At 73.5% G+C, this 24,063-nt stretch carries 28 protein-coding genes and 1 CRISPR repeat array; of the genes, 11 read left to right on the top strand and 17 right to left on the bottom strand.

Annotation, left to right across the window (positions count from 1 at the left end; all coding sequences use genetic code 11):
* The first annotated feature begins 3 nt into the window (after positions 1-3).
* The 4 genes from cas6e (at position 4) to ACIO9K_RS32780 (ending at position 2,951) form a co-directional block, all read left to right on the top strand.
* Entirely contained in the window at positions 4-780 is a 777-nt protein-coding gene (gene cas6e, locus ACIO9K_RS32795; RefSeq protein WP_400335237.1) for a type I-E CRISPR-associated protein Cas6/Cse3/CasE, read from the top strand.
* A gap of 3 nt (positions 781-783) precedes the next feature.
* Positions 784-1,806, top strand: a complete 1,023-nt coding sequence (cas1e, locus tag ACIO9K_RS32790; RefSeq protein ID WP_400335234.1) for a type I-E CRISPR-associated endonuclease Cas1e — start codon at positions 784-786, stop codon at positions 1,804-1,806.
* Positions 1,803-2,081 (top strand): type I-E CRISPR-associated endoribonuclease Cas2e, encoded by a 279-nt coding sequence (cas2e, locus tag ACIO9K_RS32785; RefSeq protein WP_331744407.1) that lies wholly within the window; start codon positions 1,803-1,805, stop codon positions 2,079-2,081. Before cas1e ends, cas2e begins: the two co-directional genes overlap by 4 nt.
* Positions 2,082-2,099: 18 nt before the next feature.
* Positions 2,100-2,493: direct repeats of the CRISPR family, unit length 28 nt; unit sequence ATCGGCCCCGCACGCGCGGGGATTGCTC.
* Positions 2,494-2,561: 68 nt separating this feature from the next.
* The gene (locus tag ACIO9K_RS32780) at positions 2,562-2,951 is read left to right on the top strand and encodes a RidA family protein (RefSeq protein ID WP_363378571.1); all 390 of its coding nucleotides are present in this window, start codon (positions 2,562-2,564) and stop codon (positions 2,949-2,951) included.
* 87 nt (positions 2,952-3,038) lie between these two features.
* Here ACIO9K_RS32780 and ACIO9K_RS32775 read toward each other — a convergent pair whose 3' ends face one another.
* Together ACIO9K_RS32775 and ACIO9K_RS32770 are read right to left on the bottom strand one after the other, a co-directional pair.
* Positions 3,039-3,665 carry a UbiX family flavin prenyltransferase gene (locus ACIO9K_RS32775; protein WP_400335231.1) on the bottom strand — a complete coding sequence of 209 codons (627 nt, stop codon included), beginning with the start codon at positions 3,663-3,665 and terminating at the stop codon, positions 3,039-3,041.
* A gap of 83 nt (positions 3,666-3,748) precedes the next feature.
* Positions 3,749-5,188 carry a UbiD family decarboxylase gene (locus ACIO9K_RS32770; protein ID WP_400335229.1) on the bottom strand — a complete coding sequence of 480 codons (1,440 nt, stop codon included), beginning with the start codon at positions 5,186-5,188 and terminating at the stop codon, positions 3,749-3,751.
* A gap of 214 nt (positions 5,189-5,402) precedes the next feature.
* On the opposite strand from ACIO9K_RS32770, the gene ACIO9K_RS32765 reads away from it, so the two are divergent.
* Positions 5,403-6,461 (top strand): Lrp/AsnC family transcriptional regulator, encoded by a 1,059-nt coding sequence (locus tag ACIO9K_RS32765; RefSeq protein WP_363619592.1) that lies wholly within the window; start codon positions 5,403-5,405, stop codon positions 6,459-6,461.
* A 165-nt stretch (positions 6,462-6,626) separates the two neighbouring features.
* Here ACIO9K_RS32765 and ACIO9K_RS32760 read toward each other — a convergent pair whose 3' ends face one another.
* Positions 6,627-6,839 (bottom strand): cold-shock protein, encoded by a 213-nt coding sequence (locus ACIO9K_RS32760; protein ID WP_363583369.1) that lies wholly within the window; start codon positions 6,837-6,839, stop codon positions 6,627-6,629.
* Between the two features lie 273 nt (positions 6,840-7,112).
* Between ACIO9K_RS32760 and ACIO9K_RS32755 the strand changes: the two genes are divergently transcribed.
* The 5 genes from ACIO9K_RS32755 to ACIO9K_RS32735 all read left to right on the top strand — a co-directional run bounded on the left by ACIO9K_RS32755 (position 7,113) and on the right by ACIO9K_RS32735 (position 12,530).
* Entirely contained in the window at positions 7,113-8,126 is a 1,014-nt protein-coding gene (locus tag ACIO9K_RS32755; RefSeq protein ID WP_400335227.1) for a 3-oxoacyl-ACP synthase III family protein, read from the top strand.
* On the top strand, positions 8,123-8,866 hold the full coding sequence (locus ACIO9K_RS32750; RefSeq protein ID WP_400335226.1) for a glycosyltransferase: 744 nt from the start codon (positions 8,123-8,125) through the stop codon (positions 8,864-8,866). The genes ACIO9K_RS32755 and ACIO9K_RS32750 overlap by 4 nt, the downstream gene beginning before the upstream one ends.
* A 99-nt stretch (positions 8,867-8,965) precedes the next feature.
* Positions 8,966-10,459 (top strand): class I adenylate-forming enzyme family protein, encoded by a 1,494-nt coding sequence (locus ACIO9K_RS32745; protein ID WP_400335224.1) that lies wholly within the window; start codon positions 8,966-8,968, stop codon positions 10,457-10,459.
* On the top strand, positions 10,456-11,616 hold the full coding sequence (locus ACIO9K_RS32740) for a cytochrome P450 (RefSeq protein WP_400335222.1): 1,161 nt from the start codon (positions 10,456-10,458) through the stop codon (positions 11,614-11,616). Before ACIO9K_RS32745 ends, ACIO9K_RS32740 begins: the two co-directional genes overlap by 4 nt.
* Positions 11,616-12,530, top strand: a complete 915-nt coding sequence (locus ACIO9K_RS32735; RefSeq protein WP_400335219.1) for an NAD-dependent epimerase/dehydratase family protein — start codon at positions 11,616-11,618, stop codon at positions 12,528-12,530. The genes ACIO9K_RS32740 and ACIO9K_RS32735 overlap by 1 nt, the downstream gene beginning before the upstream one ends.
* A 509-nt stretch (positions 12,531-13,039) precedes the next feature.
* On the opposite strand, the gene ACIO9K_RS32730 is transcribed toward ACIO9K_RS32735, so the two are convergent.
* Both ACIO9K_RS32730 and ACIO9K_RS32725 read right to left on the bottom strand, forming a co-directional pair.
* Complete coding sequence (locus tag ACIO9K_RS32730) at positions 13,040-14,005, bottom strand: hypothetical protein (protein WP_400335217.1); 966 nt, start codon at positions 14,003-14,005, stop codon at positions 13,040-13,042.
* Positions 14,002-14,334, bottom strand: coding sequence for a PadR family transcriptional regulator (locus ACIO9K_RS32725; protein ID WP_079136622.1), 333 nt, complete (start codon positions 14,332-14,334; stop codon positions 14,002-14,004). Before ACIO9K_RS32725 ends, ACIO9K_RS32730 begins: the two co-directional genes overlap by 4 nt.
* 249 nt (positions 14,335-14,583) lie before the next feature.
* Between ACIO9K_RS32725 and ACIO9K_RS32720 the strand changes: the two genes are divergently transcribed.
* The gene (locus ACIO9K_RS32720) at positions 14,584-15,096 is read left to right on the top strand and encodes a GNAT family N-acetyltransferase (RefSeq protein ID WP_363629986.1); all 513 of its coding nucleotides are present in this window, start codon (positions 14,584-14,586) and stop codon (positions 15,094-15,096) included.
* Here ACIO9K_RS32720 and ACIO9K_RS32715 read toward each other — a convergent pair.
* From ACIO9K_RS32715 to ACIO9K_RS32660, 12 genes are all read right to left on the bottom strand, one after another.
* Positions 15,071-15,244, bottom strand: coding sequence for a hypothetical protein (locus ACIO9K_RS32715; RefSeq protein WP_400335215.1), 174 nt, complete (start codon positions 15,242-15,244; stop codon positions 15,071-15,073). The two genes, ACIO9K_RS32720 and ACIO9K_RS32715, sit on opposite strands and share 26 nt — an antisense overlap.
* Before the next feature lie 66 nt (positions 15,245-15,310).
* Positions 15,311-15,475, bottom strand: coding sequence for a hypothetical protein (locus ACIO9K_RS32710; RefSeq protein ID WP_400335213.1), 165 nt, complete (start codon positions 15,473-15,475; stop codon positions 15,311-15,313).
* Positions 15,472-16,002, bottom strand: coding sequence for a GNAT family protein (locus ACIO9K_RS32705; RefSeq protein WP_363619610.1), 531 nt, complete (start codon positions 16,000-16,002; stop codon positions 15,472-15,474). Before ACIO9K_RS32705 ends, ACIO9K_RS32710 begins: the two co-directional genes overlap by 4 nt.
* Before the next feature lie 109 nt (positions 16,003-16,111).
* Positions 16,112-17,467, bottom strand: a complete 1,356-nt coding sequence (locus tag ACIO9K_RS32700) for a TolB family protein (RefSeq protein WP_400335211.1) — start codon at positions 17,465-17,467, stop codon at positions 16,112-16,114.
* Between the two features lie 447 nt (positions 17,468-17,914).
* Positions 17,915-18,727, bottom strand: a complete 813-nt coding sequence (locus ACIO9K_RS32695; protein WP_400335296.1) for a class I SAM-dependent methyltransferase — start codon at positions 18,725-18,727, stop codon at positions 17,915-17,917.
* 265 nt (positions 18,728-18,992) lie between these two features.
* Entirely contained in the window at positions 18,993-19,442 is a 450-nt protein-coding gene (locus tag ACIO9K_RS32690) for a TIGR03618 family F420-dependent PPOX class oxidoreductase (RefSeq protein WP_400335209.1), read from the bottom strand.
* 118 nt (positions 19,443-19,560) lie between these two features.
* Positions 19,561-20,739: a Glu/Leu/Phe/Val dehydrogenase dimerization domain-containing protein gene (locus ACIO9K_RS32685; protein WP_400335207.1), complete on the bottom strand. Its 1,179-nt coding sequence runs from the start codon at positions 20,737-20,739 to the stop codon at positions 19,561-19,563.
* A complete protein-coding gene (locus tag ACIO9K_RS32680; RefSeq protein ID WP_363378543.1) occupies positions 20,736-20,951 on the bottom strand; it encodes an MbtH family NRPS accessory protein in 216 nt (71 codons plus the stop codon). The genes ACIO9K_RS32685 and ACIO9K_RS32680 overlap by 4 nt, the downstream gene beginning before the upstream one ends.
* A 4-nt stretch (positions 20,952-20,955) precedes the next feature.
* On the bottom strand, positions 20,956-21,771 hold the full coding sequence (locus tag ACIO9K_RS32675) for an indole-3-glycerol-phosphate synthase (protein ID WP_400335205.1): 816 nt from the start codon (positions 21,769-21,771) through the stop codon (positions 20,956-20,958).
* Positions 21,772-22,446, bottom strand: a complete 675-nt coding sequence (locus tag ACIO9K_RS32670) for an N-(5'-phosphoribosyl)anthranilate isomerase (protein WP_400335203.1) — start codon at positions 22,444-22,446, stop codon at positions 21,772-21,774. It lies immediately after the preceding gene.
* Positions 22,447-22,452: 6 nt separating this feature from the next.
* Complete coding sequence (locus ACIO9K_RS32665; protein ID WP_363619624.1) at positions 22,453-23,592, bottom strand: acyl-CoA dehydrogenase family protein; 1,140 nt, start codon at positions 23,590-23,592, stop codon at positions 22,453-22,455.
* A 12-nt stretch (positions 23,593-23,604) separates the two neighbouring features.
* Positions 23,605-23,979 carry an ectoine synthase gene (locus tag ACIO9K_RS32660; RefSeq protein ID WP_331744348.1) on the bottom strand — a complete coding sequence of 125 codons (375 nt, stop codon included), beginning with the start codon at positions 23,977-23,979 and terminating at the stop codon, positions 23,605-23,607.
* Positions 23,980-24,063 lie beyond the last annotated feature (84 nt).

Genomic DNA, 24,063 nt, shown 5'->3' with positions numbered 1-24,063 from the left:
CAGATGACCTACCTCTCCCGCGTCCGCATCAACCCCCTGCGCGCCGCCAGCCGCACCCTGCTCGCCAACCCCCGCGCCCTGCACGGCGCCGTCACAGCCGGTGTCCCCGACATCACCCCCGGCGACCGGATCCTGTGGCGCCTCGACACCGACCACCCGCGCCGCCCCACGCTACTGGTCCTCACCCCCTCCAAACCCGACTGGACCCACATCGTCGAACAGGCGGGCTGGCCCGACGCCGAAGGCGAGCACTACGCGGTCCGCGACTACAGCCCGCTGCTCGCCCAGCTCGCCGTCGGCCGCGAATTCGCCTTCCGCCTCAAGGCCAGCCCCGTCCAGAACACCTCCAAGCCCACCAAGACGAGCCCCCACCGCACCAAGACCGCCGCCGAACTCCACCACCGCTCCTACCGCATGGCCCACCGCACCGCCGCCCAGCAGCTCACCTGGTTCCTCGAACGCACCCAGCGCTGGGGCTTCACCATCCCCGAAGCCCGCACCGACAGCGCGGCACCGGGCCTCGAACCGTCGGCCCCGGACACCCCCGCAGAGGCACAGCAGCCCGCGCGGGAGGCCCGGATCACCGACCGCAGCCGCAGCACCTTCACCAAGCCCGGCACCCGCAGCCCGGTCACCCTCACCACCGCCACCTTCGAAGGCCGGCTGCGCATCACCGACCCAGGCCTCCTCCAAGCCGCCCTCCTCGGCGGCATCGGCCCCTCCAAGGCCTACGGCTGCGGCCTGCTCACCCTCGCCCCGCTGTCGACCGGACACCACTGACCGATGGCCGACATCTGGTGGAAAGCCCACCCCCACGACCTGCACCGCCTCGCCGACCGCGTCTCCAGCGTCTACGTCGAGCGCAGCCACATCGACCGCGACGAGAACGCCGTCGTCGTCATCAACAAGCGCGAGGCCGTCCGGGTCCCGGCCGCCATGGTCGCCGTGATGCTGCTCGGCCCGGGCACCCGCATCACCCACGGCGCCGTCAACCTGCTCGCCGACTCCGGCACCACCGTGTGCTGGGTCGGCGAGCAGGGCGTGCGGATGTACGCGGCAGGACTCGGCCCCAGCCGTGGCGCGGCCCTCCTCAACCGGCAGGCCTGGCTGGTCAGCCGCACCAAGGAACGCCTCGCCGTCGCCCGGACCATGTACCGCATGCGCTTCCCCGGCGAGGACGTCAGCGCCGCCACCATGCAGCAGCTGCGCGGCCGCGAGGGCGCCCGTATCCGCAAGCTCTACCAGGCCGAGTCCCGCCGAACGGGTGTTCCCTGGAACGGCCGGGTCTACAAGGCGGGCGATGCGTATGCCGCAGGCGACGACCTGAACCGGCTCCTGTCGGCGGCCAACGCCGCGCTCTACGGGATCTGCCACGCGGTCATCACCGGCCTGGGCGCCAGCCCCGGCCTCGGCTTCGTCCACACCGGCCTGGCGACCTCGTTCGTCCTCGACATCGCGGACCTCTACAAGGCCGAATACACCATCCCCCTCGCCTTCGACCTCGCCGAGCAGGGCCACACCGAGGAACGCGACGCCCGGCTCGGCCTGCGCGACCGCATCGCCCAGGACAAGCTGCTCGGCCGCATCGTCCACGACGTCAAGGCCCTCCTCAGCCCGGACGGCACCGACATGCCGGACGTCGAGGTCAACGAACTCTGGGACGAACGCGTCGGCACGGTCCAGGGCGGCGTCAACTGGTCCGGGACGGAAGGCACACCGACGCCCCCAGTCTCCGACCCGGGCATGGGAGACGAACACCTGGCCATCATCGGCCAGGAGTTCACCCAGGACACGGACAGCCCATGACCGTCATCATCCTCATCGCCGCCCCCGAAGGCCTGCGCGGCCACCTCACCCGCTGGATGGTCGAAGTCAACGCCGGCGTCTTCGTCGGCACCCCCAGCCGCCGCATCCGCGACCGCCTCTGGGACCTCCTCGCCACCCGCATCGGCGACGGCCAAGCCGTCCTCGTCGAACCCGCCACCAACGAACAGGGCTGGACCGTCCGCACCGCCGGCAAGGACCGCTGGAAGCCCGTCGACTTCGACGGACTGATCCTCTCAGCCCGCTCCCGCCGATAAACCCGCAGGTCACGAAGCATCGGCCCCGCACGCGCGGGGATTGCTCCCAGGTCGCCGACGTCGCCAAAAGGCCGGTGAAATCGGCCCCGCACGCGCGGGGATTGCTCGAAGTCCCGAGCGGCCAGCGCGTAGCGCCCTCGATCGGCCCCGCACGCGCGGGGATTGCTCCTCGCCGAAGAAGACCACAAGGCCCGCGAGAAGATCGGCCCCGCACGCGCGGGGATTGCTCCGCGAGGAGATCCGCGTAGGCGCGCAGCGCGGGATCGGCCCCGCACGCGCGGGGATTGCTCCGCCCAGGAGTGCGGAGAAGCGGCCCCGGGCAGATCGGCCCCGCACGCGCGGGGATTGCTCCGCCGCGACGCCCAGCCAGATCGCCTGGACCAGATCGGCCCCGCGGGCGTGGGGACGGGCTGCTTCAGGGGCGAAGTGTCCGGTGGAGGGCCTGTTTTCAGATGTGCGGTGCTCTGGGAGCATGGTGCGATGGATCATCGGCAGATAGTCAGTTCCGGCTCGCCTCTCGAACCTCAGATCGGCTTTTCCCGGGCAGTCCGCAAGGGGTCACACGTTGCAGTCGCGGGGACTGCTCCCATCGGGGACGGTGGGACGACCGTGGGGAAGGGCGATGTGTACGCCCAGACTGTCAGGTGTCTGGACATTGCGGAGGCCGCGCTGAAGGAGGCGGGGGCGTCGTTGGGGGACGTTGTGCGGACCCGTCTCATGCTCACCGATGTGACGCGCTGGAAGGAGGCCGCGCGAGCGCACGGGGAGCGGTTCGCGTCGGTCCGTCCGGTCTGCACCGTCGTCGAGGTTTCACGTTTCATCGATCCCGAATGGCTCGTTGAAGTGGAGATCGACGCCATCCTCGACTGATTCCGAAGAGCGCTGGTCGCGGCCACACGTGGGTGGCTGCGGCCAGCGCTGTGGTGTGTTCGTAGCGGGTGGGTGTGCCGCGCGATGCTAGGGGTGGTGGCGGCGGGTGTCGGCCAGGCCCTGCCAGCGTTCCGCGATGTCGGCGGTGCCTGCGGGGAGGTCGAACTGGTCGAGGACGCGCATGACGATGTGGTCGACGAGGTCGCCGATGCCGTTCGGGATGTCGTAGAAGGCCGGCATCGGCGGGACGATGCGTACGCCCATCCGGGAGAGCGCGAGCATGTTCTCCAGGTGGATCTCGTTGAGGGGTGTCTCCCGGGGCACGAGGACCAGTGGGCGCCGTTCCTTGAGCGTGACGTCGGCTGCGCGGGCGATGAGGTTGTCGGCCATGCCGTGCCGGACGGCCGCGAGCGTCTTCATGCTGCACGGGACGATGGCCATGCCCGCGACCGGGTAGGAGCCGGAGGAGATGGTGGCGCCGAGGTCGCCGAACTTGTGTGTCACGTCGGCGAGTTCGGCGAAGCGACGGGCGCTGTAGGGCGTCTCCACCTCGATGGTGGAGCGGGCCCAGGTGCTCAGGACGAGGTGGGTCTCCACCTGCGGTACCTCGCGCAGGACCTGTAGCAGGCGGACGGCGATCGGGGCGCCGGTGGCGCCGGTGACTCCGATGACGAGGCGGGTGGCGGGGGGTGTGGTGGGGGGTGTGGCGGACACAATGTGCTCCTGGCGTAGGGGGAAGGGCCGGAGGGGAGGGTGAGGGAGGGGGCGCGCCGCTGCTCCCTCACCGCCCCGGCGGGCTACAGCGCCAGGACGCCCGCCCAGCGTTCGCGCAGCCGCTCGCGGGTGGCCTGGTCGACGCGGTTGGCCGCCGGGTACCGGTCCTTCCACGCGAACGGCTTGCACGCGTCGATGAGCACGATGCCCATCGACAGGTCGCCGGCGGCGAGCCTGTCGGGTGCGAGCCGGGGGTCGATGGCGGTGGTGGGCGCACGCAGGACCTGGATGGACTCGGTCGGGTGGACGCGGGTGAACATCGCCCACAGGACGTGGTTGATGTCGGTGATGTCGATGTCCTCGTCGACCACGACGAAGTACCGTTCCATGCCGCCGGTGCGCTTGCGCCCGGCCGCCGCCAGCAGCGCGTGCATGGCGTCCCCCGCGCCGGTCTGCTCGATGGAGACGACCATCAGCAGCTGCCGGGCGTAGGCCCACACGCCCTTGACGTTCTGCACGCCGGACGCTTCCAGGTGGTCCCAGGTCAGCGACGCCGAGTAGAGCGGAACGGCCTGGTCGCCGGCCGGGATGGTCGGCAGCATGGGCGGGGCGCCCAGGATGATCGGGTCGTCGCGGTGCAGGATCCGGGTGACCCGGACGACGGTCTCCTGGCCCGAGTGCGTGTAGTAGCCGGTCCACTCCCCGAAGGGGCCCTCCAGGACGGACTCCTCCTCGACCGGCGGCAGTTCGCCCTCGATCACGATCTCGGCGTGCGCCGGGATCGGAAGCTCGCTGCCCGGCGCGTACAGGACCTCGACGCCCTCCCCGCGCAGCCCGCCCGCCAGGTCGTACTCCGACATCCCGGACGGTGCGGCGATCGCGGCGGCGGTCGAGAGGATCGGGTCCTGGCCCACCACCACGGCGATCGGGCAGGTCTGGCCGCGCGCCCAGTACTTCTCGGCGATCGCCTTGGCGTGCCGGTTGCCGAGCATCCACAGCGAGAGCCGGTCGCGGCCCTGGACGCAGGCCCGGTAGGTGCCGACGTTGACCCAGCCGCTGTCGGGGTCGCGGGTGATCACCATGCAGGCGGTGCCGATGTAGCGGCCGCCGTCCCTGTCGTGCCAGCGCGGGGTGGGGAAGATCCCGAGGTCCACGTCCTCGCCGACCAGGACGTTCTCCAGGACCGGGCCGGTGGCGACCTCCACCGGGGGAACGGGCTCGATCCGCTTGCTGAGGTCCTTCCAGGCCCGCACGATGTCGAGCTCGGGGGTGTCGTGCGGCAGCCCGAGCGCCACCGCGGTGCGGGCGGGCGTCCCCATGAAGTTGGTGAACACCCGGTACCCCGTGGGGAATCCCGGAATGTTGTCGAACATCAGGGCGGGGCCTTCCCGCTCCGCCAGCAGTTCGGTGATGCCTCCGATGTCCAGGTCCCGGTCGGCGCCGTCGATCTGGAGGACTTCGTCCTTCCCGAGGGCCTCGGTCAGGTGGTCGATGTAATGCCGAAGATCACGGAATGTGCTCATCTGCCGTCGGGGAGCCGGGTGGTGTGCCCGGATCTCCCCTCCTCCTCTTCCTCGCGGGTGGCGGCCGAGCCTCGGCGCGGCCGTCACGGGGATCGCAGTTCCGCGCGGACAGGTGCCGCGTCGGCCTGCGCACCGATGATCCGGATCGGCCGCGAGCGGACGCAACGAGTCCGGACGTAGGTGCCGGATACCGCCCCGGGTAGGGTCTGGATCCGTGGAATCCCTCAATCTCCGGCTGATCCACGCCCTGCAGATCGACGGGCGTGCCCCCCTGCGCCGGATCGCCTCGGTGCTGGGCGTCTCCGAGCAGGTCGTCGCCCGCCGCTACGCCGCGCTGTGCGAGAGCGCCGGGCTGCGCGTCATCGGTCGGCTCAACCCCCGGCCCGTCGGGCAGACCGTGTGGGCGCTGCGACTGCGGTCCGCCCCCGGCGCGTCGCTCGGCCTGGCCCGGGCCCTGGCCGCGCGGGAGGACACGCGGTGGGTCCAGCTCGCCTCCGGCGCCACCGAGATCATCTGCCATCTCGTGGCGCACCGCGACCGCGCCCAGGACGCGCCGGTGCAACTGCTCGACCGGCTCCCGGGGGTCACCTCGATCACCGCGCAGCGCGTGCTGCGGCTGTTCAAGGGCGGCCCGACCACCTGGGGCGCCCTGACCTGCGCGCTGGACCAGGACCAGCGGGACGCGCTCGCCCCCGCGTTCCCGCCGCCTGCCTTCCCACCCCCGAGGCTCCCGCCTTCCGACGCCCGGCCGTCGTCGCCGTCCTGGGCGCCGTCGCTGGAGCCCACCGGGCTCACCGAGCTCAACGACCTCGACCACACGCTGCTCGCCGCGCTGGCCCGCGACGGCCGTACGACGTACGCGGCGCTGGCCGCCGAGGCCCGCTGCCACGAGTCGACGGTGCGCCGCCGGATCGCCCACCTGCGCGCGGCCGGAGCGCTCTTCTTCGTCGTGGACGTCGACGAGCGGCTGCTGGGCAGCCCGACCACCACCGCCATCTGGATGTCGGTGCGGCCCTCGCACCTCGCCGCCGTCGGCGCAGCCCTGGCGGAACACCCCGAAGTCGCCTACGCCGCCGCCACCACGGGGCGGACCAACCTCCTCGCCGCCGTCCTCTGCCCCGACGACGAGTACCTGTACGACTACCTGACCGACCGTCTCGGCGCCCTCCCGGGCATCGACACGGTCGAGACCGCCCCGATCGTCCGGACCCTCAAACGCGTCGGCACCGTCGGCCGCCACCGCAACCGGCCGGCCGGCACCCGGCGCGGCTGAGGACCGTCGAGACGTCGGGCGGCTGACCGCCCGGCGAGCCGGCCAGCCGTTCAGAACGGCTTGGGCGGCCCCGATCGAACGGAGGCCGCCCAGGGCGTGATCCCTCGCATCTCCCGCATCTCCCGTTCGGACCGGGGCCCGGGGGAGGAAGGGGAGGAACTGCTACTACCCCACCACCTGGACCTCGTCGGCCTGGAGCCCCTTCTGGCCCTGGACCGCCACGAAGGTCACCTTCTGGCCCTCAACCAGGGACTTGAAGCCGCTTCCCTGGATCGCCCGGAAGTGAACGAACAGGTCCGCTCCGGACTCCGGGGTGATGAAGCCGTAGCCCTTCTCGTCGTTGAACCACTTCACCGTGCCGTTCTGTCGCTCTGCCACAGCCACTCCTGCTTTCCGAGGATCGAGGATCTACGAGACGCAACATGCCGATCATGACAGGGCTCGGGGTCTCGGCGGGGCTGTAACGCGAAGTTGGTCGGCCGCTGCGGTGAGTAGCCACCCGGACCGGTGACGGCACCACAGGTGCTGCACGCGCCGGAGTCCCGGCAACCGTCCACCGTCCATCTGCGCAGACGTGATCGGGTAGCCCGGCGGGCCGGCCTGAGTACCCGTACTCAGGCCGGCCCGGTCGTGCCGCCGGAGCATGGGGGCATGCACACAGCAGCAACACCGAGGATCGGCATCACCGCCGTCGGCTCCCACCTGCCGGCCCGCCGGCTCACCTCCCAGCAGCTCCAGGACGAGGTCACCGCCGGCGGCCGACTCGCCCTTCCGGAGCGGATGTTCGAGAAGGCGACCGGCATCCGCACCCGGCACTTCGCCGCCGACGGCGAGTACGCCTCCACCCTGGCGGTCGGCGCCGCCCGACGCGCCCTCGCCGCCCGTGCACTGCGCCCGCAGGACGTGGACCTGCTGCTGTTCGCCTCCGCCACCCGGGACGTGTGCGAGCCCGCCACCGCCCACATCGTGCAGGCCGAACTCGGCACCCGTGCACACGCGTTGGACGTCAGCAACGCCTGCAACAGCTTCCTCAACGGGATCGACCTGGCCCGCGCGATGATCCTGGCCGGCCGGGCCCGGCGGGCCCTGGTCGTCACCGGCGAGACACCCAGCCGGGCCATGCTCCGCACGCCGTCCTCCCCGGCGGAGTTCCGGGACGGCTTCGCCGGCTACACCTTCGGCGACGCCGGGGCGGCCGTCGTCGTCGAGGCCGTGGAGCGGGGCGGCATCCTCGACGTCGGGACGGAGACGGCCTCCGAGCACTGGCCGGCCGGCGGCATCCCCGGCGGCGGCTCCCGACACCCGCGCGGCGACGAGTACAGCTACTTCCGGGGCGGCGGCAAGGAACTGCGCGGCATCTTCGAGGAGATCGGCCCCGCCGCCCTGGCCCGGCTCGCCGCCCGCACCGGCCTCGGCTGGGACGACTACGCCCGGGTGCTGGTGCACCAGGTGACGATCCCCTACCTGGAACGCTTCGTCGAGCTGACCGGGGTGCCGGCCGGGAAGCTGGTTCTGACCGTGCCGGAACTCGGCAACGTGGCCAGTGCCACGTTGGGCGTGCAACTCGACCGAATACGCGGCACGTTGGCGCCCGGCGAGAAGGTGCTGCTGATCGGTCTCGGCGGTGGCGTCAGCCTCATGACCGTGGTCTGGGAGGCTTCGTGAGGACCGACCTGTGGGTGGTGGTCCCCGCCTACCAGGAGGAGGCCCGGATCGAGGGCGTGTTGCGCGCCCTCACCGGCCAGCGCGACCGAAACTTCACCCTGCTCGTCGCCGACAACGGCTCCACCGACGGCACCGTCGCCCTGGTGCGGGCCTTCGCCGCGCACGCGCCGTTCCCGGTCGAGGTGGTGGTCGAGCGGGAGAAGGGCGTCGGTTCCGCGGTGGACACCGCCTTCCGGTACGCCATCGCCCACGGCGCCACCCTGCTCGCCCGCACCGACGCCGACTGCCTGCCCGAACCGGGCTGGACGGCCGCGGCCCGCGCAGGGCTGGTCGCCTCCGGCGGGCTGGTCTGCGGCCGGGTCACCGCCCGCCACGACGAGCACGGCCCGGCCGGGCGCGCGGTGTTCCTGGCACTGGTCGCGCTCGGCGCCTTCTTCGGGCGGATCCGGCCCGCGCACCGCCGCCGGCACGGCTACCTGACCCCGTACCGGATGCACGCGGGCAACAACATGGCGATCACCGCCGAGCTCTACCTCGCCGTCGGCGGCATGCCGCGGCGGCCCTCACCCACCGACCGGGCGTTCCTCAACAGGGTCCGCCGGCACACCACGGCGGTGGTGCGCCGCCGCGACATGGTGGTGCAGAACTCCACCCGGCGCATCCGCGCGTACGGCGTGGTGGGCACCGCGCGCTGGTACCTGGAGCGCGGCGCGGGGCCGCGCGCCGTCGACGTGCGCTGACAGCCCGCGCGCCTCGCTCCTCACCGGCCCTTTCCCGACCGGACCCGCTCCGTTCCACTCCGCAGCCCGCCGCTCCGCAGCCCGCCGAAGGACCCCGCCATGCTCGACCGGCTCACCCACGCCCTGCGCACCGACCACCCCGACCGGCCCGCCGTCCTGCGCCACACCCGCCTGGGCACCGTCCGCACGGTGATCCGCCGCGGCGAACTCGCCGACCTGGCCGACGGCTACGCCGCCGCGCTGCACGCCCACGGCCTCGGCCCCGGCGACACCGTCGGCGTCGCCGTCCGGCCCGGGCCGCGCGCACTGGCCGTCATGCTCGCCGCGCACCGGCTGGGCCTGCGCATCGCCGTCCTCGACCCGACCGCCGGGCCCGACGTGCTCGCCGCCCGGCTCACCCTGGCCCGCCCCGATCTCGTCCTCGCCGACGCCGCCGCCCAGGCCGTGGCCGGCTGGGCCGGGCCGCTCGCCCGCCGCGCCGACCTCGCCCTGCCCCGCCTCACCGCACTCGGGCCGGTCGCCACCCTGGGCCGCCGCCTGCCCGGCTGCGCGCCGCACCTGCCCGGCTGCGCGGCGCACCTGCGCCCTGCCGGCGCGACCCCGCCCGCCCGACCTGACGGCGGCCCGGAAACGGACGCGGTGATCGTCTTCACCTCCGGCACCACCGCGCGCCCGCGCGCCGTCGTCCACACCCGGGACGGGCTGGCCGCCGGGCTGCGCACCGTCGCCGACCTGGTCGACCCGCGCCCCGGGACGGTCGTCCTCGGCGGGACGTTCTTCGTCCTCGTCCCGGCCCTCGCCGCGGGCGCCGCCGTGGTGCTGCCCGCCCGCCGGCCCGCCGCGCTCGGCCGCCAACTCGCCCGCCTCGGCCCCGCCCACACCTACCTCACCCCACCGCAACTGCGCGCCGCCCTCGCCGCCGGGGCCCGCTTCACCGGCCGGGTCTGGACGGGCTCGGCCCCGGCCGACGCCGCCCTGTTGCGTCGGGTCAAGCAGTCCGGCGCCCACCAGGCCTGGAGCGTCTACGCGCTCACCGAACTGTTCCCGGCCGCCGCCGTCGAGGAGGCGGACAAGAGCGCCCACGACGGGGACGGCGACCTGGTCGGAGCGCCCCTGCCCGGCGTCCGCGCCCGGATCGCCACCGGCGGTGGACTGCTGCTCACCGGCCCGGGCGCCCGCCACCGCTACCTCGGCGAGGACCCCGACCCCTGGGTGCGCACCGGCGACCGCGCCGCGCTCACCCCCGACGGACGGATCGTCCTCGCCGGCCGCCTCAAGGACATGGTGCTGCGCCGCGCCGAGAACATCTACCCCGGCCTGTACGAACCGGCGCTGCACCTGCCGGGCGTCGAACTCGCCGTCCTGGTCGGCGTTCCGGCCGGGGACGGCGACGAGCGGCTGGTCGCCCTCGTCCAGCCGGCGCCGGGCACCGACCCGCGGCGCCTGCGCGAGGCCCTGCGCCGACCGCTCGACCGGATGGCAGCGGCCCGGCCGGACGCCGTCCTGTTCGGCGAGGTCCCGCTCGCGGGCCGCTCCCGCAAGCCCGACCGGGCGGCGGCCGCCGCGCACTGCGCACGGGAGCTGGACCGGTGACCGACCCCGTGACCGCACCGATGACCGCACCGATGACCGCATCGGTGCCCCCGCCGCCGCCCCCACCCGCCGCCGCCCGCCGGGCCCGCCGCCGGGACCGCCGGGTCTACCTGCGCAGCCACCCCCTGCTCTTCGCCCTGCTCGCCGCCACCCGCCGCCGCCCGGTGGTCCGGCTCGGCCGCACCGTGCTGGTGCACGGCACCGAGGCCTACCGCGAAGCGCTCACCCAGGTCCCGCTGGACCGCACCGCACCCGGCACCACCGGCGGCGCAGCGGCCGAACTCACCGTCGGCGGACTGCTGTTCGACCAGGACGGCGCCGAACACCGAAGCGCCCGCCGCGCCCTGGCCGGCGGCCTCGACACCGCCGCACAGCAACGGATCCGCCCGCACTGGCAGGCCGTGCTCGCGACGCGGATCCCGGACCTTGCCGCCGGCGAGCTCGAAATCGTCTCACTGGCGCGCGAGTTGGCCGGTGTCACGGCCGCCGCCCTGACCGGCGCGCAGTCCTGCCCGCACCGCCTCGCCCACGCCGCGGCCGAAGCCGCCGCCCACGCCGCCCGCGACCACCTCCCGGGCCTCCGCCGCCGCGGCCCGGACGCGGTCGCCGCCACGGTCGCCGCCGCGGCCCGGCTCGCCGCCCTGCTGCCCGACGCGCCCGACGCGCCCGACGCACGTGACGCACGTGACGCCATGGTGGCCGTCGCCGCCGTGAACACCACCGTCGCCGCACTGCCCCGGGCCGTCGCCTGGTGCGCCGACGCCGGGCTCTGGCCGACCGTGAGCGAGACGACCGCACCCCGCCTCGCCGCCGAACTCCTGCGCCTGACCGCCCCGTCCCCGCTGCTGCCCCGGGTCGCCGCCGCCGACACCACCCTCGCCGGGCACCCCGTACGGGCCGGCGACCGGCTGGTCCTGGTCGCCCGGCACGCCGCCCGGGCCCACCGCCGCGGCCCGGCCGACGATCCCGCCGCCACCCAGGCCGTCTTCGGCGCCGGCCCGCACGCCTGCCCCGGAGCCGGACTGGCCCGCGCCCTGCTCGCCGACCTCCTCCTGGCGCTCGCCCCCCACCACCCGGTCGTCACCCGCGCGCGGGTCGACCGCCGCAGCGCCCTGCCCGGCTACGCCGAACTCACCGTCCGACGGGGAAGATCCTGATGCACCTCGCCATCACCGGCGCCACCGGCTTCTGCGGCGCCCACCTCGCCCGCACCGCCGCCGCCCTGGGCCTCGAAGTCTCCTGCCACGGCCGCCGCCCCGGCCCGGTCGGCCGCCACCGCCCCTGGGACGCAGACGAGGGCGAGCCCGACTTCACCGGCGCCGACCTCGTCGTCCACTGCGCCGCCGCCGTCGCCGACCTGCCCCCGGGCGATCCCGCCGAAGCCCACCAGCACGCCGTCAACGTCACCGGCACCGAACGCGTCCTGCGCGCGGCCGCCGGCCGCCCCCTCGTCCACGTGAGCAGCGCCAGCGTCTACGACCCGCGCACCACCGCCCGCACCGCCCCCGCCGCCACCGCTGCCCCCGCCGTCACCGAGGACCACCCCACCGCCGCCGGCCACCTCAACGCCTACGGCCGCACCAAGGCCGCCGCCGAACGCCTCGCCCTCGCGGCCGGCGCCGTCGTCCTGCGCCCCCGCGCCGTCTACGGCCCCGGCGACCCCCACCTCGTCCCCGAACTGCTCGCCCGCGCCCGGCACGGCCTGCTCCCGCTGCCCGGCCGCGACATCCCGCTCAGCCTCACCGCCGTCGCCAACCTCACCGACGCCTGCCTGTCCGCCCTCGGCCTCACCGGCACCCCGCCCTGGCCGCCCGGCGCCTACAACATCGCCGACGCCACCCCCTACCGCCGCGACGACGCCCTGCGCCACGTCCTCGCCGCCCACCGCGTCCCCGCCCGCATCGCCCACCTCCCCGCACCCCTCGCCCGCCTCGCCGCCCGCACCACCCGCATCCCCGGACTCACCCCCTACACCGTCGACCTCCTCACCCGCAGCGTCGTCCTCGACCTCACCCGCGCCCGCGCCCAGGGCTGGACCCCCACCCACACCCTCACCGACTACCACCCCTGACACCCGGCCGGGCCCGGTTGCCGCGACCGTGTCCATCCGACCCGCCGAGCCGTACCTCGCAGACCCTCTCCGCGCCAACGACCGGTCAGGTCAGCTCGACGAATCGGTGGACGCGGAAGCACGTGAGGTGACATCGCCGCCTCGTGCCCGTCGTGGTCGGAGGTGCACGGTGACCAGCGTCGAGGAACTGGCCACGCGGGCGACTCTCGGTTCGACCCGGGTGGTGCCGGTGGTCGGTCACGCAGCGGACCGCCCACGGAACTCGCCGCCACGTCCGGTCGCCTCGGTCGCGGATGGAGTCGGGTGGTGGTTTCTCGGTAGGCCGTCGGTTCCAGCAAGGGCGCTTCGACATCGGTGCTGTCGGAGCCGTGAGCACAACGGCTGTTCCGACAGACCGATGTCCGGGCCTACCGACCTTGTTGCAGCACCTCGGCTCGTCGGCCTTCGCCGAGCTCCGGCCGGCCGGACTCACCGGGGGAGAGGGCCAGGGCGTCCTGGCGCGGAGCCGGTCAGGGGCGGGAGACACGGCCCCGTCGGGGGAGACGGTCGATGAGGAGGATCGCGCTTCGGGCCGTCAGGTAGCCGAAGGCGGACGGGATGAGGAGCTGAGGCAGCATCGCCGCGACCGACGCGTGGCCGCCGAGGAGTACGGGGGTGAGTACGGGCGGCGCCGCCAGGACGGTCGCGGCCAGGGCCGCGTTCCCGGCCGTCCGGGCGGTGAAGGCCAGGGCTGCACCGGTGGCGAGCGGGGCCCAGGTGCCGAAGCCGGAGGTGAGGATCCGCTCGGCGGACTCGCCGGTGATCGTGGCGCCGATGCCCAGGGCCGTGACCGTGGCGGCGAGCAGCCAGAGCCCGGCACCGGTCCTGCGGGTCCGGTCCGGCGGGGCGACCAGCAGGACGAGGGTGTTGAGCACGATCAGCCCGAACCCCCGGGGGCCGAGGCCGAGTTCGGCCGCGGTGCGGAAGTCGAGGTCGAGCAGCCCGAAGCGGCACATGGCGTAGAACAGCGGCGCCAGTACCAGCGACACCAGGGCCAGGGCCCGTGCGGCCGACCAGCGGCCGGCCACGACCGCGCAGGCCGTCAGCACAGCGGGGACGAGCAGCGACGTCGCCGCCAGGAGCGCGCCTCCCACCGGGACTCCGGCGGGGAAGCCGCGGGACTCGGGGCTGATGGCGAGCCGCAGGTTCCGCCACAGGTAGGTCGCCGCGTACGTTCCGGCCAGCATCGCGGCGAGCGGCGCCGCGGTGGCGAACGCCCGGCCCAGCGGCCGGTGGGAGACCATCCCCAGCCGGAGCCGGGCCCCGTGCCCGGCGACGTCGGCCACCTCGCGCAGCCCCGCCGCAGAGCCGGAGCGGGCGATCCGGTGCTGGGCGAGGTCGGCGACCTCCGCGAGTGCACCGGCGCCGTAGGAAGCCGGGTACAGCCGGAGGGCCCGTTGCAGCAGGCGCGTGTTCAAGGGGTGCTCCGAGGTCATGCCGTGCCTCCTGCGGGACGGGTCCAGGTCTGCGTCAGGCGCCGGTCGGCCTCGCGCAGTGCGGAGCGGAGGCGTTCGGCCTCGTTCCTGAGCGACTGTTCACCGTCCGGGGTGAGGGCGAACACGCGCCGGGGGCGCCCGTCCACCGTCTCCTCGCGCTCGACGCGGATCAGCCCCTCGGCCAGGAGCCGGTCGAGGGTGCCGTACAGGCTGCCGGCGCCGAGCCGTACCCGGCCTTCGGAGATCGCGGCGACCTCGTCGCCGAGCGCGTAGCCGTGCCGGGGCCGGTCGGCCAGCGCGGTGAGGAGCAGGAAGGTCGGCTCCTGCATGGAGCGTTTGTTCTTCACGTTCCCCACCATAGTACGGTGACCGTAGTGTCTGGCAAGGCCCCCGTGGAACGGACCCGGGCTCACCAGGAGCTGCTGGAGCCGGTGGTGACGGCGTCGTCGACGGCGGGTGGCGGTGACGTCCGCCGAGCAAGGGGGCCGGCACTCCACGCGACGGAAATCCCGTGGCTGCTGTGGTCCACGAGGAGGAGGATCGCCCGCAGGCATGCCCACCCTCACCCTGGAGATCCCGTGTACGAGACCGAACGCCTGACCCTGCGCCAGTGGCGGCCCGCCGACCGCGACCGTGCGCTGGACATCTACTCCCGCTGGGAGGTCGCCCGGTGGCTGGGCGCGGAGCCGAAGGTGCTGGCGGACGAGGGGGCCGCGGAGGCGCTGATCGGGCGCTTCCGGGAACGGTCGGTGAACCCGCCGTTCGGGTGCTGGGCCGTGGAGCGGCGGGACACGGCAGTGCTGGTAGGCACGGTGCTGCTGGCGCCGATTCCGGACGGGGACGGCGCGGTGGAGGTGGGGTGGCACTTCCATCCCGACAGCTGGGGGAGCGGTTTCGCCACTGAGGCGGCCCAGGCTCTGGTGGCGGCCGGGTTCGCGAGCGGGCTGGCGGAGGTCCACGCGGTCGTTCGGCCGGGCAACGATCCCTCGATGGCGGTCTGCCGTCGGTTGGGGATGGCCGGACGCGGACTGACTGACCGCTACTACGGGACCGAGATGGAGCAGTTCACCCTTTCGCGGCCTTCAGGATGACGAACGTCGGATCCACAAGGACCACCTGATCAGCGACGGCGGCGGCATCCCGTTCCGTGCGATCATCACCGCGGTCGACGTCAACGTCGTCACCCGGACCCTCGCCCCGGCCGACGGCGCCCCACCCGTCGCCGACCGGATCGGCCACCCCGCAAGCGGCCCCGACGTCCCGGTCCCTGCAAGGCTCCGGGCATCGCCGAAGGCGCTGAGGCGGCTATGCCGCGCGGTGCAGTGCGTCCTTGTGCGCCGCCGCAAGCGCCTGCCCCGAGGTGGTGGCGAGGTCCGGTACGACACCCACGACTCGCTGGGGGAAGACGTACCCGGCCGTGATCCGGTCCAGGGCCAGGCCGATGATCTCCGTGTTGGTAGGAATGGTCACGGCCTCCACTCTTCGGCGAGGAGCCCGAGGACGGCCTCGTCCGCGAACTCGCCGCACACCCAGGCGGAGCGGCGGAGCGTTCCCTCCAGGGTGAAGCCGGCCCTGCGGGCGGCCGCGATCATCGGAGTGTTGTCGGCGAGGGTCTCCAGTTGCAGCCGGTGCAAGCCGCGTACCGCGAAGCCGTACTGGCAGAGCACCCTGACCACGTCCGTGCCCAGGCCCCGGCCGCGCAGGCCCGGGCGCAGGGCGATCCCGAGGTGGGCGGTGCGGTTGTGGGTGTCGATGCCCCAGAGCACGGCCTCCCCGGCCAACTCCCCCGAGGCCAGCTCCAGTACGGAGAAGCAGGCCGCTTCCTCCGAGGGCGGGGTCAGCGCGTAGGGGGATTCTGCCGAGCCCGGCGAGATGGGCCGCCAGGGGCGGGAGTCGGCCCGGGACCGGACGGCGACGTCGTCGTACAGTTCGGTCTGCAGAACGGCTACGTCGCTCTCGTGGCGTGCGCGGAGGGCGATCTTGAGTCCTTGTATCATGTCACATTGTTATCAGGGCCGTGTCGGCCGCTCAACCGAATTGGACCCTCTCCGGCGCGTTGCACCGTCGCCGTCATCGGGAGTGCCGGAGAGGGGAGTTCGACCGAAGTCAGAGTGGCGGCAGGCGGCGGGCCAGGAGCTCCGCGCCGGTTCCGTTCAGGGTGCTGAACAGGACCGTCGTGCCGAGGGCGTCCACGCTGGGGGCGGTGGAGGCGCCGGGCCGCTGGCTGCCGTCGGCCGCCGTGCTGACGCGTTCGGTCCGGCCGGTCCACAGGTCGCGGCGGAAGACGTCCGCGACGCCGTTGGTGTCGCCGGGGACGAGGGCGGCGGAGTCGGAGGCGAAGTAGACCCAGCGGTCGTCGGCGGTCATGACGGCGGGCTGGGAGTCGACGGCGGAGACCGTGGTCACCGTGCCCGTGCGCAGGTCGCGGGCGTAGAGGCGGACCTGGACGACGTCCTGCTCGCGCTCGAAGACGCGGAAGAGGGCGTAGCGGCCGTCCGGGCTGAGGCGTCCGGCCTTGGCGGCGTCGCGCAGGGCGCCGGAGGTGTCGATGCTGGCGCCCTGGATCCGGCCGGTGCGCGCGTCGTAGGTGTAGAGCGGGAAGAGCTGCCGTGCGGGCGGGGGCTTGGTGGCGGCCGTGGCCGTGGTCGTGGCCGTTGTGGCCGTTGTGGCCGTCGTGGGCGCGGTCGGTAGCAGGTTGGTCGCCTTCGAGCGGAAGGCGACGGTCTGGCCGTCGGCGCTGAGTGAGGGCTCGACCGAGCCGCCGTCGGCGGGGGCGCCGTCGCGGCCGGTGCTGACCAGGCGGGTGGTGCCGGTCCGACGATCCGTCAGGTGGATGTTCTGGACGCCGGGCTGGACGCCGGGCTGGGTGCCGGGGGCGAGGTCGGTGCGGTCCGAGGTGTACGCGACGTACCGGCCGTCGGCGCTGATCGCCGGGTCGAGCGAGTTGCCGGCGCCGGTGCCCGCGGTGAGCGGTTCGGTGCGGCCGGTCCAGCGGTCGCGGACGTAGACGTCGAACCGGCCGCCGCCGTGCTGCCCCGGGACGACGTCGGCGGCGTTGGTGCTGAAGGCCACGTACCGGCCGTCGGCGCTGATCGCCGCCTGGTTGGTGGAGCCGTCGAGCTGGCCGCCGTCGTCGGCCACGCTCACCCGCTCGGTGTGCCCGGTCCACAGGTCGCGGACGAACACGTCGTACAGGCGGTTGGTGTCGCCGGGCACCAGGTTGGCGGCCAGCGAGGTGAAGAGGGCGTAGCGGCCGTCGGCGCTCAGGCCGAGCGGCTCCGACCAGTCGTCGGCCGGGGTGCCGTCGGGGGCGACGTTCACCGTGACGGTGCCCTCCGGGAGCGGCGCGGCCTGGGCCTGGGCCTGGACCTGGGCCGTGGTGGCGGCCAGGAGCGCGGCTGCCAGCACGCTGCCGGCCCGTACCGCCCACCGGCCGCGGGTCCTCGCGTTCGTCCGTTCCACCTGAACCGTCCTCCCCTTGCCTCGGGCCGTACCGCCTCCCGCCCCCGCCGGCCGGCTCGGGGCGAGCCAACCGCCCGGCCGTACCGGCGGTCAACGGGGCCGGACCGGTCATGGACACGATTTCGCCAACTCCCCTCCACCTCCCGACCACGGCGAACGCCGGTCCGGCCGGACCCGGTGGGCCTGCCACCTGCGGGATCCGGGAGTTCGGGAATGACCGTTGACGAACCCTTTGCCGGAACGCGCTGGACGTGGCGGCCACGGTCCCGCACATCCGCGACCTCCAGCGGGACGTCCCCGCCGGCGGCCTGGATTCGTTCACGTGAAGTGGCAGCGTTCGGGCGGCTGCTCGGCGGCTGCTGGGCGGCTGTTGGGCGGATCAGGCTCCCCTGGAACCGATGATCCGGGGAACCGCAGAATCGGAGAACCGGGGAACCGGGAGGCGCCCTACCGGCGGACCGCCGAGACCAGTCCGCCGGGCTGCTCCTCGCGCTGCGCCGGGGTGCTGACCGGGCGGCCGTAGGCGGCGGCGCGCTCGCGCAGGGTGTGGCTGTCGGCCTCCCAGCCGTGCCCGGCCAGCCAGCGCACCGGGTCGTCGGGCATCTCCGAGACCCACATGGACGCCGCAGAGCCGGGCACGGCGTCCGCGCCGAAGCGCTCGATCACGCCGCGCGAGCCCAACGTCAGCCCCATCCGACTGCCTGCCGCCGACTGCGCGCTGATCCGGGCCAGCAGCAGCTCCACCGCGTCCTCGGGCAGATAGATCAGCAGTCCTTCGGCGATCCACACGGTCGGCGCGGCCGGGTCGTGCCCTGCGGCGGCCAGCGCGGCCGGCCAGTCCTCCCGCAGATCCGCCGCGACGGTGATCCGCTCGCAGCGTGCGACGGCCCGCTCCTGGCGCAGCACCGAGGCCTTGAAGTCCAGTGGCGCGGCGGTGTCGACCTCGAACAGCCGGGTGCCCTCGGGCCAGTCCATCCGGAAGGCGCGGCTGTCCATGCCGGCGCCGAGCAGTACGACCTGCCGGACCCCGGACGCGGAGGCCTGCCGCAACAGGTCGTCGAGGAACTTCGTCCTGATGACGATGGAGAACGACACGGCCAGTCGGCGGCGGCGCGCGGCCTCGTCAGCGGGTGGCGGCGAGGAGGGCCACAGGCCGCCGGCGGTGGCGAAGGCCTGTGCCAGCGGGTCGCGGAACAACGCGTCCACCCGCTCGGTCTCCAGCGCCCGCACCCTGGCCACCCCCACCGCCGTGGCCCACACTCCCGACGGCTGCACCCGCTCCTGCTCATCAGTCACCGCGCCAGCCTAGATGATCGATCCCGAGGGGCCTGATGAGGGGAGCCGGGTTCATGGGCGGCCGGCCGCGCATGCGCGCACTGACCGCCAACCTTGAGTCGCTTCGGTCGCTCCGGTCGCTGACGAGTCGCTGCACCGGCCTCCGCACCGGCCTCCGCACCGGCCTCCGCACCGGCCTCCGGAACGGCGACCCGTCGCCGGGTCTCGATGACGACGCCCGGCAGGAGTGCTACTCAGGGGCAGGGACGGGCCCGCCGAGACGGAAGCGCTCCACCCCGACGATGTGCCGCACCTTGAGCGGGCGCACGATCACCGCGACCCGCTGCTCACCGGGCATGGTCCACTCGAAGCGTTCGGCGCCCAGGTACTTGCGGGCCAGCCGGTCCATCCGGTCGTGCGCCTCCTCGCCCTCGATGAAGCGGGCCACCACGCCACTGATCTGCACGCGGTCGAAGGGGTCGGTGGCGTCCGCGTGCGAGAGGTAGACGCGCGGGTCGCGACGGAGGTTCTCCTCCTTCACCCGCCCCACCGAGGTGTTGAACGTCAGTTCCCCCTCGCCCTCCAGATCCACCCACATCGGGCTGACCTGCGGTGCTCCGTCGGCGAACACGGTGCCGACGTACCAGATGTTGGGTGCCCGCAGCCGGGCGCGGACGGCTTCGTCGAATGTCGCGGTCATCCCGGGAGGCTAGCAACCACGAAGGGGGCGGTTCGCTTCGAGTGAAGCCACGTTCGAGTGAGGCCGCGAGGGCGCGTCCTCCCGCCGGGTCACCGTTCGGCCGACACCTCCCGCCGGGTCACCGCTCGGCCGGCACCTCCGGTTCGGAGGCGCGGGCCGGGGCTCCGCGCGAACCGAGGAGCTGCGCGACCGGATCGGCGCTGCCCGAGGCGCTCAGCTCCTGCACCAGCTCGCAGTTCCTGGCGATCCTGCTGGAGACCCATTCGCGCAGCCACTCGGACAGCTGCGGGAGCGGCAGGTCGGACGGGGCCAGCCCGGCGAGCACGCACCCGGTTGCCGCCGCTCCGCCGACGTTGACGACCACGTCCGGCAGGACGGTGTGGCCGGCCTCGCGCAGCAACCGGCGGGCGGGCGGGGTGCAGCTCAGGTTTCCGCCCTCGACCACCAGGCCGGCCCGGACCGCCGGCACCGCCTCCTCGTCGACCGCGGAGGCGGAGGCCGCCAGCACCAGCACGTCGGCGTCGACGTGCAGCCACGCTTGCCCGGGCCCGTGGACGGTGACCCGGGCGGGCAGCCGGCTCCGGTCGATCGTGCCGTCGCTGCTGGTGAGCGCGGCGAGTTCGGCGACGGGCAGTCCGCGCTGGTCCTCGATGGTGCCCCGGACGTCGGCCACGGCCACCACCGAGTGGCCGTGGGCGGACAGGTGGCCGGCCACCGCGCGCCCGACGGTGCCGAAGCCCTGGATCGCGATGCGCTGCGGGGTCCGCGCACCGGAGGCCCGTAGGGCGCCGAGCACCGCGACGGCCACGCCGAACCCGGTGATGTCGGCCATGTGGTCCCACAGTTCGGCCCAGTCGACGGTGAGACGGGTGGTGCCGGGGCGGCGGGTGACGTCGTACCCGGCGGCCTCGAAGGCGACCTGCCGGTCGGCGTAGGTGGTGCCCTGGTCGCATCCCAGGTACACCCCGCCGTGCAGCAGCGGGGCCGCGGCGCGGCCGAACCCCCGCATCACCGCCCGCCGTTCGACGGTGGCGCCCGGATCGGGTGCGATGCCGGCCTTGGCGCCACCGATGGGCAGGCCGACCAGTGCCAGCTTGTGGGTCATCGCCCTGGCGAGCCCGGTCAGCTCCTGTTCGGTCACCGTCCGGGTCATCCTGGTGCCGCCCAGGGCCAGGCCGTCGACCATGGAGTCGACGACGACCCAGCCCCGGGCCTGGCACCCCGGGAGGTTCAGGGTGGTGGAGAGCAGGGGCTCGGCCACCGGGCGCGCGCCGTGCGGTGCGAGCGTCCGGTTCACTGCGCACCGTCCTCCGGGACGGACCGCAGGCGCAGGCTGCGGGGGCGCATGTCGGTCCACACGTGTTCGATGTGCGCGAGGCATTCGTCCTTCGCGCCCCGGACGCCGACCTCGCGCCAGCCCGCCGGCGACTCGCGGTCGGCGGACCAGATCGAGTACTGCTCCTCGTCGTTGACGACGACCTTCCACTGCTCGGATGCTTCGCTGGTCATGCCGTTACCTCCAGATGTCGGTGGTCGGGGGGTCCGCCGGGCGGCGGACGGGTGGAGCCGGTTCGCGGCCGGCGTCGAGACGGGTGCCAAGACGGGAGTCGAGACGGGAGTCGAGGTGGGTGCCAAGACGGGAGTCGAGGTGGGTGTCGAGGCCGTCCAGCCATTGCGGAAGGCTGGCGGCGCGCAGGAGGCCCGTTCCGATGAGTACACCGGCGAAGCCCTCACCGAGCAGGCGGGCGGCGTCGTCGGGGCCGCGGATGGCCCCGGCACTCACCGGGCACCGGGTACCGCTGCCCAGCACCGCGGGCAGGAGTGACGAGCTTCGCCCGAGGTCGCCCGCGCCGCGTTCGCGGGTGGCGATGTCCTTGTTGTTCACCGCGACCACGCACTCCTCGGCGCGCGGCACGCGGCTGATCTCCTCCTCGGTGGTGACCTCGACGAACGGCGTCAGGCCCAGGCTCAGGCCGAGCTCGACCAGATGGCCCAGGGTGGCGCGCGGCAGCAGCGCGGCGGTGAGCAGGACCGCGGACGCGCCGCTCTCGCGGGCCTGGTGCAGTTGGCTCCGGCGGGTGATGAAGTCCTTCTGCAGCACGGGCAGGTCCGTTGCCGCCACGACCTCGTGCAGCAGGTCCGGGGTGCCGCCGAACCACCGGCCGGTCACCACGGACAGGCAGGGTGCGCCGACGTCCTGGTAGTCGGCGACCAGCCGGGCGGCCGACCTGTCACCGAACAGGTCGTGCCCGGCGGCGTCCTGCCGTTTGAGCTCCATGATCACCGGTCGGCGGGCGTCCAGCAGCGCCTCGATGAACGCGGCCGTCATCTAGGCCCTCGCTTTCGGATCACGCCAGCCGCGCCGTACGGCCGTGACCCGGTCGGCGCTCAGCCGTCCGTCGCCGTCCCTGGCCGCCGTGTCCACGTCGATGCCCAGGAACAGGGGGTGGTCCAGCACCGCCCGGTAGTCCTCCCGGTTGTCGGCCGAGATGCCGCCGGCCAGCAGGAAGGGCCGCGAGAGGCGGTCCGCGATCTCGATGACGGCCCCGCAGTCCGCCGGTTGCCCGGTGCTGCCGATCCGGCCGTCCCCGGCGACCGCGTCCAGCAGGAAGAGGTCCGTTCCGGCCCGCTCGTACGCCGCGATCAGGGACCGCTCCGCGCGGGTGTCCGCGCCGAGGTGCAGCACCTTGACCACGGTGAGGTCCGTGGCGCCCTTCAGGGCGCGGACCAGGCCCGGCGGCTGGTAGCCGTGCAGTTGGACCCACCGGACCCGGGCCGCGGCCGTCGCCGCGCGCAGCGTCTCGGCGTCGTTGAGGAAGGTCACGAGGACCGGATGCATGCGCGCCGTTCGGTGTACGGAGTCGGCGAGGGATGTGAGTTGACTGAGCGTCAGGTCAGCACGGCCGCCTGGGACGCCGTGCCACAGGCCGACGAAGTCGGCGCCGGCGCTGTCGAGCGAGGCCACGTCCTCGGCCGAGGCGGCTCCGCAGATCTTGACCAGCATCAGGTGTCACAACCCCAACATGGCGGCGATGCGGTTGCGTTGGATCTCCGACGTGCCCGAGTAGATCGGGCCGGCGACCGCGTCGCGCACGTCCTTCTCCAATCCGTACTCGGCCAGGTACCCGCTGCCGCCGAAGATCTGCACGGCGGCCAGCGCGGAGGAGAGGTTGCTCTCGCTGGCGAGGACCTTGCTGACGGCGATGTCCCTCGTGACGTTCTCGCCCTCCGTCAGCCGGACGGCCGTGTCGTAGAGCCACTTCCGCGCGGTGTCCAAGCCGATGCTCATGTCCACGAGCTTGTGGGAGATCGACTGGTACGAGCCGATCGGACTGCCGAACTGGACGCGCTCCTTGGCGTACTCGACGCAGCGGTCGAGCCGGTAGCGCATCTGCCCGGTGTTGATGACGAAGGAGCAGAGGATCTCCCACTTCATCACGTGGTCCAGGACCAGGAACCCTGATCCGACCCGGCCGATCACGGCGGATGCGGGGATCCGGCAGTCGTCGAAGTGCAGTTCGCCCAGCGGCGCCGTCCGCAGCCCCATGGTGGCGACGGGCGGCCCGACGACGAGCCCCGGGGTGTCCCGCTCCACGACGAAGGCGGTGATGCTGAGCGGGCCGGCCTTCGGGTGGGTGCGCGCGTAGACCACGAACACGTCGGCCACCGGGCCGTTGGTGATGAAGGCCTTGCCGCCCCGCAGCACGAAGCCGTCGCCCTCGCGGGTGGCGGTGGTCCTCATCGCCAGCGCGTCGGAGCCGCTCTCGGTCTCGCTGATCGCGTGCGCCCCGATCGTCTCTCCCGAGCAGATCCCCGGCAGGTGGCGCGCCTTGAGCTCCGGCGAGCCGAACCGTTGCAGCGGTACTCCGACGCTGACCAGGTGGGTGGCGACCGAGAAGTTCAGTCCGCCGTCACGGCACCCGGTGCCGAGTTGTTCGAGCACGTGCATGGTGGTGAGCAGGTCCTGGCCCAGCCCGCCCCACTGCTCGTCGAACGGCAGGCCGAGGATTCCGGACCGCTGGATCAGCTTCCACTTGTCCCACGGGAAGGCGCCTTGCGCGTCCCCTTCGAGATGGCCCGAGCTGAGTTCCTCGCACCACTGGGCGATGCCCTCGCCCAGAGCGATCTGGTCGGCGTTCCAGCTGATCATCTGTCAGTCCTGTTAGTACTCGGAGAAATCGGTCGAGTCCAGGTTGTGGCGTTCGTCGCCGCGCAGCGCGGGCGAGAACACGCACACCAGGCGGAGGTCCGCGTCCTGGTCCGCGATCAGGAAGTGGGCGTCGTGCAGGTCGAGCGCGTACAGCGTGCCCGGCTCGATCGGGTGGGACGTGCCGTCGGCGTTCACGACCTGCCCCGTTCCCTCGATGCAGTAGCAGGCCTCCAGATGACGGCGGTACTCCAGCCTCGACTTGGTGCCGGCGCGGACGGTGGTGTCCGTCATCGTGTAGCCCAGGCCGTCGGATTCGAGAAGGAACCTGCGGCTGAGCCCGTTGCCCCAGTCCACGGTGGTCACCTCGTCAAGGCGTCGGACGATCATCGGGTGTGCCTCCTAGCGGTTTGCCGAATCAGCGGTTTGCTGAATGAGCGGCTTGTTGAGTGAGCGGTTTGTTGAGTGAGCGGT

This window comes from Kitasatospora sp. NPDC087271 (assembly GCF_044744605.1).
GTDB lineage: Bacteria > Actinomycetota > Actinomycetes > Streptomycetales > Streptomycetaceae > Kitasatospora.
Note: the sequence above shows the minus strand (reverse complement) of the source record. Positions and strands in the feature narration are given on the sequence as shown.

What these genes read in the sequence shown, in the direction of transcription:
- cas6e (WP_400335237.1), top strand. Translation starts at nt 4, where the DNA reads ATGACCTACCTCTCCCGCGTCCGCATCAACCCCCTGCGCGCCGCCAGC.
- cas1e (WP_400335234.1), top strand. Translation starts at nt 784, where the DNA reads ATGGCCGACATCTGGTGGAAAGCCCACCCCCACGACCTGCACCGCCTC.
- cas2e (WP_331744407.1), top strand. Translation starts at nt 1,803, where the DNA reads ATGACCGTCATCATCCTCATCGCCGCCCCCGAAGGCCTGCGCGGCCAC.
- ACIO9K_RS32780 (WP_363378571.1), top strand. Translation starts at nt 2,562, where the DNA reads ATGGATCATCGGCAGATAGTCAGTTCCGGCTCGCCTCTCGAACCTCAG.
- ACIO9K_RS32770 (WP_400335229.1), bottom strand. Translation starts at nt 5,188, where the DNA reads ATGAGCACATTCCGTGATCTTCGGCATTACATCGACCACCTGACCGAG.
- ACIO9K_RS32755 (WP_400335227.1), top strand. Translation starts at nt 7,113, where the DNA reads ATGCACACAGCAGCAACACCGAGGATCGGCATCACCGCCGTCGGCTCC.
- ACIO9K_RS32745 (WP_400335224.1), top strand. Translation starts at nt 8,966, where the DNA reads ATGCTCGACCGGCTCACCCACGCCCTGCGCACCGACCACCCCGACCGG.
- ACIO9K_RS32735 (WP_400335219.1), top strand. Translation starts at nt 11,616, where the DNA reads ATGCACCTCGCCATCACCGGCGCCACCGGCTTCTGCGGCGCCCACCTC.
- ACIO9K_RS32730 (WP_400335217.1), bottom strand. Translation starts at nt 14,005, where the DNA reads ATGACCTCGGAGCACCCCTTGAACACGCGCCTGCTGCAACGGGCCCTC.
- ACIO9K_RS32725 (WP_079136622.1), bottom strand. Translation starts at nt 14,334, where the DNA reads ATGCAGGAGCCGACCTTCCTGCTCCTCACCGCGCTGGCCGACCGGCCC.
- ACIO9K_RS32705 (WP_363619610.1), bottom strand. Translation starts at nt 16,002, where the DNA reads ATGATACAAGGACTCAAGATCGCCCTCCGCGCACGCCACGAGAGCGAC.
- ACIO9K_RS32690 (WP_400335209.1), bottom strand. Translation starts at nt 19,442, where the DNA reads ATGACCGCGACATTCGACGAAGCCGTCCGCGCCCGGCTGCGGGCACCC.
- ACIO9K_RS32680 (WP_363378543.1), bottom strand. Translation starts at nt 20,951, where the DNA reads ATGACCAGCGAAGCATCCGAGCAGTGGAAGGTCGTCGTCAACGACGAG.
- ACIO9K_RS32675 (WP_400335205.1), bottom strand. Translation starts at nt 21,771, where the DNA reads ATGACGGCCGCGTTCATCGAGGCGCTGCTGGACGCCCGCCGACCGGTG.
- ACIO9K_RS32670 (WP_400335203.1), bottom strand. Translation starts at nt 22,446, where the DNA reads ATGCTGGTCAAGATCTGCGGAGCCGCCTCGGCCGAGGACGTGGCCTCG.
- ACIO9K_RS32665 (WP_363619624.1), bottom strand. Translation starts at nt 23,592, where the DNA reads ATGATCAGCTGGAACGCCGACCAGATCGCTCTGGGCGAGGGCATCGCC.
- ACIO9K_RS32660 (WP_331744348.1), bottom strand. Translation starts at nt 23,979, where the DNA reads ATGATCGTCCGACGCCTTGACGAGGTGACCACCGTGGACTGGGGCAAC.